Source organism: Pseudonocardia abyssalis (assembly GCF_019263705.2).
Classification (GTDB): domain Bacteria; phylum Actinomycetota; class Actinomycetes; order Mycobacteriales; family Pseudonocardiaceae; genus Pseudonocardia; species Pseudonocardia abyssalis.
In genome coordinates this window covers 1-11,204 of record NZ_JADQDK010000001.1, presented here as the reverse complement: position 1 = coordinate 11,204, position 11,204 = coordinate 1, and the positions used below count along the sequence as shown (strand labels likewise).

Here is an 11,204-nt window from a genome sequence, read left to right as displayed (position 1 = left end):
CAGGGCTCCCCGGTCGGGTGACGCCGCGATCACCCCCCGAGACCGGCTCAGATGCCCCGGTACGCGGCGAGCGCTCCGGCGAGCAGGTCGGCCAGACCCAGCCCGTCGGTCGAGGACGGGCCCGCCGAGGCGGGTGTCGTGCGCTGTTCGCCGGGCCCGTGCGCCCTCGGGGGTCCCGCTGCCGGATCCGGCTCGGACGTGGTCGGGGCCCGAAGGGTCGGCTCCGGATCGGTCGGCCCGCCCGTCGTCGGACCGGGCGTCGCGTCGGCCCCGAGTGGGTCCGGCGTGGGACCGTCGCCGCGTCGGTGCCGCCGTCCGCCGGAACCCGGCCGCACGACCACCCCGTCGGGCAGGTACGGCCGACGCCCACCCGAGTCGTCGTGGCGGCCAGGGGCGCCCGGACCGACGGCCGGCCCCGGCGGGTGGGAACCCGGGACGTCGGCGCCGTCGGGCCGGGACGGCCCTCGGGTGTCGGGACCGTCGACGGACCGGCCGGGCTCGGCGTGCGACAGGCCCCGCGCGGCGGGGGCGTCGGGACCGTCCACGGCTCGACCGGGCCCGGTGTGCAACGGGCCCTGCATCGCGGTGACCTCGATGCCGGTCACAGATCGACCGGCATCGACGGGCCCCGCGACCGGGGCGGCCGGGACGTCGAGACCGTCGGCGGGCCGACCACCGTCAGCGGCCTCCGATCGCCGCGCCGCCTGCCCGGACGGGATCGACGCGGGGTCCGCGTCCGGCCGGGACCGGCCGCCGTCGAGGCGCTGCAGGACCTGCGCACCCACCACCCCGTGCTCGTCGTGCACGGCGGCGCGCAGCAGCGCACCCTGCACCGCGGCGTCGACGGCCAATCCGTCGACGAGGGCCGGGACCACCCGTCGCATCCACTCCGCGGCTGCGGCGCGATCGCCGTCGGCCAGGACCACCGACACCGCGTCCGGTGTGCTGCGGTCGAGCCGCCCCGACGTCGGGAGCCGCTGTGCCAGCCGCCGCGCGACGCGCCGCATGGTCGGGGCCGACTCATCGGCGGGCAGGCGCACGCCGCCCCGGGCCAGGTCGATCACGACCACGCACCGCGGCGACGCCGGTTCCCCGCCGGGACGGTCGTGCTCCACCCGGTCGACGACCTGCTCGTCGGCGCTCTCCTGGCTGGTGTTCTCCCGGCCGGTGTCCTGTCCGTCGGGGCGCCGCCCCCAGATCCGGTCCAGGTCGGCGAGCGCCGACGCCAGCCAGGCCTCCGGATCGGCCAGCGCCGACGCGACCGCGGTCCGTCCGGAGTGCCCGTTCACCGGCCCGTCCGACTCGACCGGTGCTTCGTCGGCCTGGGCGGCGTCCGCACGGTGCGGCGCCGGACCGGGGTCGGCACGGTGCGCGGGCGCCGGCACGGCATCCACGGCCCACGCCCCGGCCGACCAGACGCCGGTCGACCACGGATCCGGCCGGTCCTGTGCGGCGGATCCGGCCGGGCCGCCGGAGCGACGGGTCGCTCGGTCCACGCGGGAGTGGCCCCCCGCACCCGTGCCGCCGGACGCCGTGCCGCCGGACCCCGTCTCGCCGGACGCCGTCTCGCCGGACGCCGTCTCGCCCGACGCCGTCTCGCCCGACCCGTTGCCGTTCGCACCCCGGCCGTTCGCACCCCGGCCGTGCACGCCCCGGCCGGTTCCCCGGTCGTCGGAAGCTCGATCGTCGGAAGCCCGGTCGCCAGCAGACCGGTCGCCAGCAGGCCGGACACCCGCGGAGTCGTCGCCCGCAGACCGGTCGTGCGCAGACCGGTCGTGCGCAGACCGGTCGTGCGCAGACCGGTCGTGCGTGGCCCGGCCGTTCGTCTTCAACCCCGAGCCGTCGTCCCGCCCGTCCGGGTCGCCGTGGCCGTTCGTCCAGGCCACCGCGCCCCATGCCGTCCCGTTCGCGGGGGCTTCGCTCCCGCCCTCCGCGCGTCGCCTGCGCCGACCCCGACCGGCACCGTCGGGCGCGGTGTCCGGCGGGCGGTGCTCCGCCATCGACGCCGCCTGCACCGCGCGCAGCTTGGCGGTGCGGTCGGCCGACCCGGCGGGCCCGGTCTCGCGTGCGGGGTGCGGCTCGACGACGGGCCTCTCCCTGTCGGGGGTGCGCCGTCCGCCCTCGCCGCCGATGATCCGACGGATCTCCCTGAGCCGCCGGTCCGGCGCCTCCTCGACCACGGAGGCCGACGGCGGCGCTGCGCCGGGGCCCGCGACGAGACCCGGCAGCGACACGAGCGCGGTGCGGAATCGGGCGGCCCGGACCCGGTGGCGGCGGTCGGCGACGACCGCGAGCCGCACGGACTCCCGCGCCGCATCCGACCGGCCGGCGAACTCGTGGACCTCTCCCAGCGCGGTCCGGCAGATGTGCTCGAGCTCCGGGGTGTCACTCGCGGCCGCCTCGTGCGCGGCCCGCTCCAGCTCCCGCACGAGGTCGCCCGCAGCCCCTCCCGCCTCCGCCGCGGCCACCCGCGTGAGGGTGAGGCGGAGCAGGGCCAGCTGCCGCGTCGGGCGGGTGTGCTCGACGAGCCGCTCACGCAGCGGCCTGCTGCCCTCGCTCGCCTGGTCGGAGCGGCCCGCCTCGATCAGCGAAGAGATCCACTCGGCCGCGAGTGCTGCGGCCAGGTGGGGCGACGGGCTGAGGGCCCGCGGGGACGGCCGGGCGCGATCGAGCCGGCTGAGGCCGTCGGCCGCACGGGCCACGGCCTCGACGGGTCGGCCGTTCCTGCGGTCCGCGGCGGCCGTCAGCAGGAGCGCGGCGGCCGAGCCCACCTGCGCCGCCGGGCCACCGACGGACGTCCACGCCGCCAGCGAGTCGGTCGGGTCGAGCGGCCCGTCGCCGCCGCAACGCAGGCGCGCGATGGCGGCGTCCGCCAGGACCTCCGGATCCGCGTCGTCCCCGGGCACGCTGCCGAGCAGCGCCGTCGCGGTGCCCGTCTCCCCCGCGTCGTGGCCCAGCACGGCCAGCTCGAGCCGGAGCCGCACGGCGGCCGGGGCCATGAGTGCGTCCGAGCCCCACCTCGACAACGCCTCCAGGACCTCCGAGGCGATCTCGCGGCCGTCGCCGACGGCCGCCGCAGCGTGCACCCGCCATCCGGCGGCCGTCAGCCAGGAGTCCCGGTCGGAGGCCCCGTCGGCCGACTCCATCAGGTGCCCGGCCAACGCCCCCGCGAGATCGGGCCGGGTCCACCGGAGCGCGGTGGTCGCGGCGAACACCTGCTGTGCGGACACCGACCGGGGGACCGCCGATCCATGGGCACTCGCCGACTCCACGTGACCTCCTGAAGTGCCGGGGCACCCCCGGATGAGCCAGCCGACTCCACCAGCCGGGGTAGCGCCCGCGCTCAGTCGCGCGTGAGCTTACGGTGGGTCACCCGATGCGGGCGCGCGGCCTCCGCCCCGAGCCGCTGCAACTTGTTGGCCTCGTAGGCCTCGAAGTTGCCCTCGAACCAGAACCACGACGCCGGGTTCTCGTCCGTGCCCTCCCACGAGAGGATGTGGGTGCAGACCCGGTCGAGGAACCACCGGTCGTGGGAGATCACGACCGCGCACCCGGGGAACTGCTCCAGCGCGTTCTCCAGCGAACCCAACGTCTCGACGTCGAGGTCGTTGGTGGGTTCGTCGAGGAGGATGAGGTTCCCGCCCTCCTTGAGGGTGAGCGCGAGGTTGAGCCGGTTGCGCTCGCCGCCGGACAGGACGCCGGCCGGCTTCTGCTGGTCGGGACCCTTGAACCCGAACGCCGCGACGTAGGCGCGGGACGGCATCTCCGTCTGGCCCACCTGGATGTGGTCGAGCCCGTCGGAGACGACCTCCCAGACGTTCTTCTGCGGATCGATGCCGCCGCGGTTCTGGTCGACGTAGGACAGCTTGACCGTGTCGCCGACCTTCACGGAGCCCGAGTCGGCGTGCTCCAGACCCACGATGGTCTTGAACAGGGTCGTCTTCCCGACGCCGTTGGGCCCGATGACCCCGACGATGCCGTTGCGGGGCAGCGAGAAGGACAGGTCCTTGATGAGGAGCCGGCCGTCGAAGCCCTTGTCGAGGTGGTCTACCTCGACGACGGTGTTGCCCAGGCGCGGGCCCGGGGGGATCTGGATCTCCTCGAAGTCGAGCTTGCGGTGCTTGTCGGCCTCCGCAGCCATCTCCTCGTAGCGCTGCAGGCGGGCCCGGCTCTTGGCCTGCCTAGCCTTCGCCCCGGAGCGGACCCACGCGAGCTCGTCGGTGAGCCGCTTCGCGAGCTTCGCGTCCTTGCGACCCTGGACCGAGACACGCTCGGCCTTCTTCTCCAGGTACGTCGAGTAGTTGCCCTGGTATCCGATCGCCCGCCCGCGGTCCAACTCCATGATCCACTCGGCGACGTTGTCGAGGAAGTACCGGTCGTGGGTCACGGCGAGCACGGCACCCGCGTAGCTGGCGAGATGCTGCTCGAGCCACAGGACGCTCTCCGCGTCGAGGTGGTTGGTGGGCTCGTCGAGGAGGAGCAGATCGGGCTTGGCCAGGAGGAGCTTGCACAGCGCCACCCGGCGCCTCTCGCCCCCGGAGAGGATGTCGACCGGAGAGTCCGGCGGCGGGCACCGCAGAGCGTCCATGGCCTGGTCGAGGAGCGAGTCGAGCTCCCACGCGTCGTTGTCGGTGAGGATGTCGCCGATACGGCCCATCTCCTCCATCAGCTCGTCGGAGTAGTCGCCGTCCTCCATCTTCTTGGCGATCTCCGTGTACCGGTCGAGCTGCTGCTTGATCTCCCCCAGGCCCTCCTCGACGTTGCCGAGAACGGTCTTCTCCTCGTTGAGGGGCGGCTCCTGCTGCAGGATGCCGACCGTCGCCCCGGGGGCGAGCAGGGCTTCACCGTTGTTCGCGTGCTCCAGCCCGGCCATGATCTTCAGCACGGTGGACTTGCCGGCTCCGTTCGGGCCGACGACGCCGATCTTGGCGCCCGGAAGGAAGTTCAGCGACACGTCATCGAGGATGACCTTGTCTCCGTGGGCCTTCCGGACCTTCTGCATGCTGTAGATGAACTCCGCCACGCCCACGATGGTAGTTCGCAGCGGTTCAGTGGCCTGCGGCCGGTACGGCGCCGGACAGCTCGCGCACACCGTCGTCCTCCGCAGCCCCGCCCTGGTCCGACCAGGGATCGTCCGACCCGGGATGCTGCACCTCCACGGCCGTCCGCTCCCCTGCCTCGACCGCGGGCGCCCCCTCGGCACGACGCGTGCGTGTGACGTGAGCGGTGCACCAGGTCAGATCGGGCCCGACGGCGTCGGCTTCCATCTCGGTGACGGTGGTACGACGCCCATCCGCGGTGTCGTAGCTCCGCGTCAGCAGCCGGCCCCGGACCATCACCGGATCACCACTGCGCAGCGACCGGCACACGTTCTCGGCCAACCGACGCCAGCAGGTGACGGAGACGAAGAACGAGTCCTTGTCGAGCCACTCGTTGGTCTCCCGGTTGAACCGCCGCTCATTGCAGGCGATGCGGAAGGTCGTGACGGGAACACCGTCCGGCGTGTGCCGGATCTGCACGGGCGTGATCACGTTGCCGACCGCGATCAGGGTGTTCTGGTTCATCATCTCTCCTCGTCCGGTGGTCCTTGCGACGAGTCCGAGCCTGCCGCCGCCGGCGGGCACCACGCCAGACCCACCCGATTTCTGTGGATGGCGAGGAGACGATGTGGACAACTACCCGTCAGATGTAGCGCGACCCGGCAGATCGTCGGACGTGAATGAGAGACTGGAAGCTTTGAGACACAAAAAAGTGGGCCCCCGCCTGACGGCGGGGGCCCACAAATGAGGTTTGATGTCGGCGGCGACCTACTCTCCCACACCCTAACGAGTGCAGTACCATCGGCGCTGGAGGGCTTAGCTTCCGGGTTCGGGATGGGACCGGGCGTTCCCCCTCCGCCATAACCACCGACAACACTATGAAACGTGTTGCGACGACTTCAGCGTATGCAATTAGTGGATGCGAGACAACACGAGCCTGTTCCGCAACCCGACCACACAACATGGTTGTGTGTTCAGGGTCGCACAGTGGATGCAAACAACTCGTCATGAACAAGCCCTCGGCCTATTAGTACCAGTCAACTCCACCCTTTACAGGGCTTCCATCTCTGGCCTATCAACCCAGTGGTCTGCTGGGGGCCTTAACCACGCAAGGTGGTGGGAGACCTCATCTTGGAACGAGCTTCCCGCTTAGATGCCTTCAGCGGTTATCCCTTCCGAACATAGCCAACCAGCCGTGCCCCTGGCGGGACAACTGGCACACCAGAGGTCCGTCCGTCCCGGTCCTCTCGTACTAGGGACAGCCTTCCTCAAGTCTCCTGCGCGCGCGGCGGATAGGGACCGAACTGTCTCACGACGTTCTAAACCCAGCTCGCGTACCGCTTTAATGGGCGAACAGCCCAACCCTTGGGACCTACTCCAGCCCCAGGATGCGACGAGCCGACATCGAGGTGCCAAACCATGCCGTCGATATGGACTCTTGGGCAAGATCAGCCTGTTATCCCCGGGGTACCTTTTATCCGTTGAGCGACACCCCTTCCACCAGGTGGTGCCGGATCACTAGTCCCGACTTTCGTCCCTGCTCGACCTGTCGGTCTCACAGTCAAGCTCCCTTGTGCACTTACACTCAACACCTGATTGCCAACCAGGCTGAGGGAACCTTTGGGCGCCTCCGTTACATTTTGGGAGGCAACCGCCCCAGTTAAACTACCCACCAGGCACTGTCCCTGAACCAGATCATGGCCCGAGGTTGAGACACCCAATTCGACCAGAGTGGTATTTCAACAATGACTCCACAACCACTGGCGTGGCCGCTTCACAGTCTCCCACCTATCCTACACAAGCCGAACCGAGCACCAATACCAAGCTGTAGTAAAGGTCCCGGGGTCTTTCCGTCCTGCCGCGCGTAACGAGCATCTTTACTCGTAGTGCAATTTCGCCGAGTCTGTGGTCGAGACAGCGCCCAAGTCGTTACGCCATTCGTGCAGGTCGGAACTTACCCGACAAGGAATTTCGCTACCTTAGGATGGTTATAGTTACCACCGCCGTTTACTGGCGCTTAAATTCTCCGCTTCGCCCCGAAGGACTAACAGGTCCTCTTAACGTTCCAGCACCGGGCAGGCGTCAGTCCGTATACATCGTCTTGCGACTTCGCACGGACCTGTGTTTTTAGTAAACAGTCGCTTGGGCCTGGTCTCTGCGACCGCCCACCGCTAGCCCGCAAGGAGCTTCACAGCAAGCGGTCCTCCTTCTCCCGAAGTTACGGAGGTATTTTGCCGAGTTCCTTAACCACAGTTCACTCGATCGCCTTAGTATTCTCTACCTGACCACCTGTGTCGGTTTGGGGTACGGGCCGCAACAGCACTCGCTAGAGGCTTTTCTCGGCAGCATGGGATCACTCTACTTCGCCTCAATCGGCTACGCGTCACGTCTCACCCTTATATGACAACCGGATTTACCTGGATGTCGGGCTACACGCTTGCACCAGTACTACCATTAACTGGCGGAGCTACCCTCCTGCGTCACCCCATCGCTTGCCTACTACCGGATCGGTTCCCACGCTCCCCCGACAAACCAACCCGAAGGTCAGTAAACGGGTTCGGATGGTTAGCATCACCGGCCTCAGCACGGACGCACTATCACGGGCACGGGAATATCAACCCGTTGTCCATCGACTACGCCTGTCGGCCTCGCCTTAGGTCCCGGCTCACCCTGGGCGGATTAACCTGGCCCAGGAACCCTTGGTCATTCGGCGGCAGAGGTTCTCACTCTGCATTCGCTACTCATGCCTGCATTCTCACTCGCACACCCTCCACGACTGGGTCACCCCGCCGCTTCACTGGATGCACGACGCTCCCCTACCCAACACCACGACTACACACCCACAGCAAGCTGCAGGAGCGGATCTCATGTGGTATTGCCACGGCTTCGGCGGTGCGCTTGAGCCCCGCTACATTGTCGGCGCAGGACCACTTGACCAGTGAGCTATTACGCACTCTTTAAAGGGTGGCTGCTTCTAAGCCAACCTCCTGGTTGTCTGGGCGATCCCACATCCTTTCCCACTTAGCGCACGCTTAGGGGCCTTAGCCGGTGATCTGGGCTGTTTCCCTCTCGACTATGAAGCTTATCCCCCACAGTCTCACTGCCGCGCTAGAAATACCGGCATTCGGAGTTTGGTTGAGTTCAGTAAGATTTTGGTCCCCCTAGCCCATCCAGTGCTCTACCTCCGGCATCCACCACGCGACGCTGCACCTAAATGCATTTCGGGGAGAACCAGCTATCACGGAGTTTGATTGGCCTTTCACCCCTACCCACAGCTCATCCCCCCCGTTTTCAACCGAGGTGGGTTCGGTCCTCCACGACGTCTTACCGTCGCTTCAACCTGGCCATGGGTAGATCACTCCGCTTCGGGTCTACACCCCGCGACTCAATCGCCCTATTCAGACTCGCTTTCGCTACGGCTACCCCACACGGGTTAACCTCGCCACGAAGCATAACTCGCAGGCTCATTCTTCAAAAGGCACGCCATCACCCAAAGGCTCTGACGGCTTGTAGGCACACGGTTTCAGGTACTATTTCACTCCCCTCCCGGGGTACTTTTCATCTTTCCCTCACGGTACTAGTCCGCTATCGGTCATCAGGGAGTATTTAGGCTTACCGGGTGGTCCCGGCAGATTCACAGCAAATTCCACGAGCTCGCTGCTACTCGGGAGCAACATCCACAACGCATGCCATGTTTTCGCGTACGGGGCTCTCACCCACTACGGCAACCCTTTCCAGAGGTTTTCCGCTAACACAACACCACGAAGTCAGGCAGACGGCAGTCCACCTACGACGAAATCCCACAACACCCACATCGCAACGCCTGCCGGCTTGACACGACATAGGTTTAGCCTCTTCCGCTTTCGCTCGCCACTACTCACGGAATCACGGTTGTTTTCTCTTCCTGTGGGTACTGAGATGTTTCACTTCCCCACGTTCCCTCCAACACCCTATGTATTCAGATGTTGGTAACACCCCATGACGGGTGCTGGGTTTCCCCATTCGGACATCCTCGGATCACAGCTCGGTTGACAGCTCCCCGAGGCCTATCGCGGCCTCCCACGTCCTTCATCGGCTCCTGATGCCTAGACATCCACCATGTGCCCTTAAACACTTGTTCACAACAAGATGCTCGCATCCACTATGCAACACTCAACACACAACCACACCCCGACCCGCAACGACCACCACCACACCCACCCAACCAGCACGAAGCCGGCACCAGGGATGCGTTAGACGGTCCAGGCCAGGAGCAGCCAGAGACAAACACCCAACCAACAGGTGTCCTCTCAGGACCCAACAGCGTGCCGAACCCGCCAACCCTCCGAAGAGAACCAACGCACCTTGAAGATCTACTTGGTCATTATGTTCCACCCAGCCACAACCCCCAGTCGACGACCCGAAGACCATCCGTCGAGAGCGTGGTTATCGTGAAAGGAGAACCAACCACCTTCAGAGTGGCCGGTCAGCCTCACCACACGGTGAGAACTCCTTAGAAAGGAGGTGATCCAGCCGCACCTTCCGGTACGGCTACCTTGTTACGACTTCGTCCCAATCGCCAGTCCCACCTTCGACAACTCCCTCCCTTACGGGTTAGGCCGTCGGCTTCGGGTGTTACCAACTTTCGTGACGTGACGGGCGGTGTGTACAAGGCCCGGGAACGTATTCACCGCAGCGTTGCTGATCTGCGATTACTAGCGACTCCAACTTCATGGGGTCGAGTTGCAGACCCCAATCCGAACTGAGACCAGCTTTAAGGGATTCGCTCCACCTCGCGGTCTCGCAGCCCTCTGTACTGGCCATTGTAGCATGTGTGAAGCCCTGGACATAAGGGGCATGATGACTTGACGTCATCCCCACCTTCCTCCGAGTTGACCCCGGCAGTCTCCCATGAGTCCCCGGCATAACCCGCTGGCAACATGGAACGAGGGTTGCGCTCGTTGCGGGACTTAACCCAACATCTCACGACACGAGCTGACGACAGCCATGCACCACCTGCACACCAGCCACAAGGGAACGCCTATCTCTAGACGCGTCTAGTGCATGTCAAACCCAGGTAAGGTTCTTCGCGTTGCATCGAATTAATCCACATGCTCCGCCGCTTGTGCGGGCCCCCGTCAATTCCTTTGAGTTTTAGCCTTGCGGCCGTACTCCCCAGGCGGGGCGCTTAATGCGTTAGCTGCGGCACAGAGACCGTGGAATGGCCCCCACACCTAGCGCCCACCGTTTACGGCGTGGACTACCAGGGTATCTAATCCTGTTCGCTCCCCACGCTTTCGCTCCTCAGCGTCAGTATCGGCCCAGAGACCCGCCTTCGCCACCGGTGTTCCTCCTGATATCTGCGCATTTCACCGCTACACCAGGAATTCCAGTCTCCCCTGCCGAACTCAAGTCATGCCCGTATCGACCGCAAGCTCAGGGTTAAGCCCCAAGTTTTCACGACCGACGCGACAGACCGCCTACGAGCTCTTTACGCCCAATAATTCCGGACAACGCTCGCACCCTACGTATTACCGCGGCTGCTGGCACGTAGTTGGCCGGTGCTTCTTCTACCCCTACCGTCAACCCGAAGGCCTTCGTCAAGGTCGAAAGAGGTTTACAACCCGAAGGCCGTCATCCCCCACGCGGCGTCGCTGCGTCAGGCTTTCGCCCATTGCGCAATATTCCCCACTGCTGCCTCCCGTAGGAGTCTGGGCCGTGTCTCAGTCCCAGTGTGGCCGGTCGCCCTCTCAGGCCGGCTACCCGTCGTCGCCTTGGTAGGCCATCACCCCACCAACAAGCTGATAGGCCGCGGGCCCATCCCCAGCCGAAAAAACTTTCCACCAACCACCATGCGACAGTTGGTCATATCCGGTATTAGACCCAGTTTCCCGGGCTTATCCCAGAGCTGAGGGCAGGTCACCCACGTGTTACTCACCCGTTCGCCGCTCGTGTACCCCCGAAAGGGCCTTACCGCTCGACTTGCATGTGTTAAGCACGCCGCCAGCGTTCGTCCTGAGCCAGGATCAAACTCTCCAACAAAAAAAGAGGTTGAAAACCCAACCAAAGTACCTGCGACGGGGTCGCAGGAAAAACAAACTGGCATAAAACCAATTCAAGATCGTGTCATCCGAAGACGACACAGTTCGACACACTGTTGAGTTCTCAAAAGACACCCGCACACCA

General features: G+C 65.9%; 3 protein-coding genes and 3 rRNA genes. All 6 read right to left on the bottom strand.

Annotation, left to right across the window (positions count from 1 at the left end; translation table 11 throughout):
• Positions 1–47 precede the first annotated feature (47 nt).
• Positions 48–3,230, bottom strand: a complete 3,183-nt coding sequence (locus I4I81_RS00030; protein ID WP_218602953.1) for a hypothetical protein — start codon at positions 3,228–3,230, stop codon at positions 48–50.
• A 113-nt stretch (positions 3,231–3,343) separates the two neighbouring features.
• Positions 3,344–5,023, bottom strand: a complete 1,680-nt coding sequence (gene ettA, locus I4I81_RS00025; protein ID WP_218602952.1) for an energy-dependent translational throttle protein EttA — start codon at positions 5,021–5,023, stop codon at positions 3,344–3,346.
• A gap of 25 nt (positions 5,024–5,048) precedes the next feature.
• Entirely contained in the window at positions 5,049–5,564 is a 516-nt protein-coding gene (gene ssb / locus I4I81_RS00020) for a single-stranded DNA-binding protein (protein WP_218602951.1), read from the bottom strand.
• A 230-nt stretch (positions 5,565–5,794) separates the two neighbouring features.
• Positions 5,795–5,911 (bottom strand): 5S ribosomal RNA (gene rrf, locus I4I81_RS00015).
• Between the two features lie 135 nt (positions 5,912–6,046).
• Positions 6,047–9,159: ribosomal RNA gene (locus I4I81_RS00010) — 23S ribosomal RNA — on the bottom strand.
• A 376-nt stretch (positions 9,160–9,535) separates the two neighbouring features.
• Positions 9,536–11,060: ribosomal RNA gene (locus tag I4I81_RS00005) — 16S ribosomal RNA — on the bottom strand.
• Together the 16S, 23S and 5S rRNA genes form the textbook arrangement of a ribosomal RNA operon.
• Between the last annotated feature and the right edge of the window lie 144 nt (positions 11,061–11,204).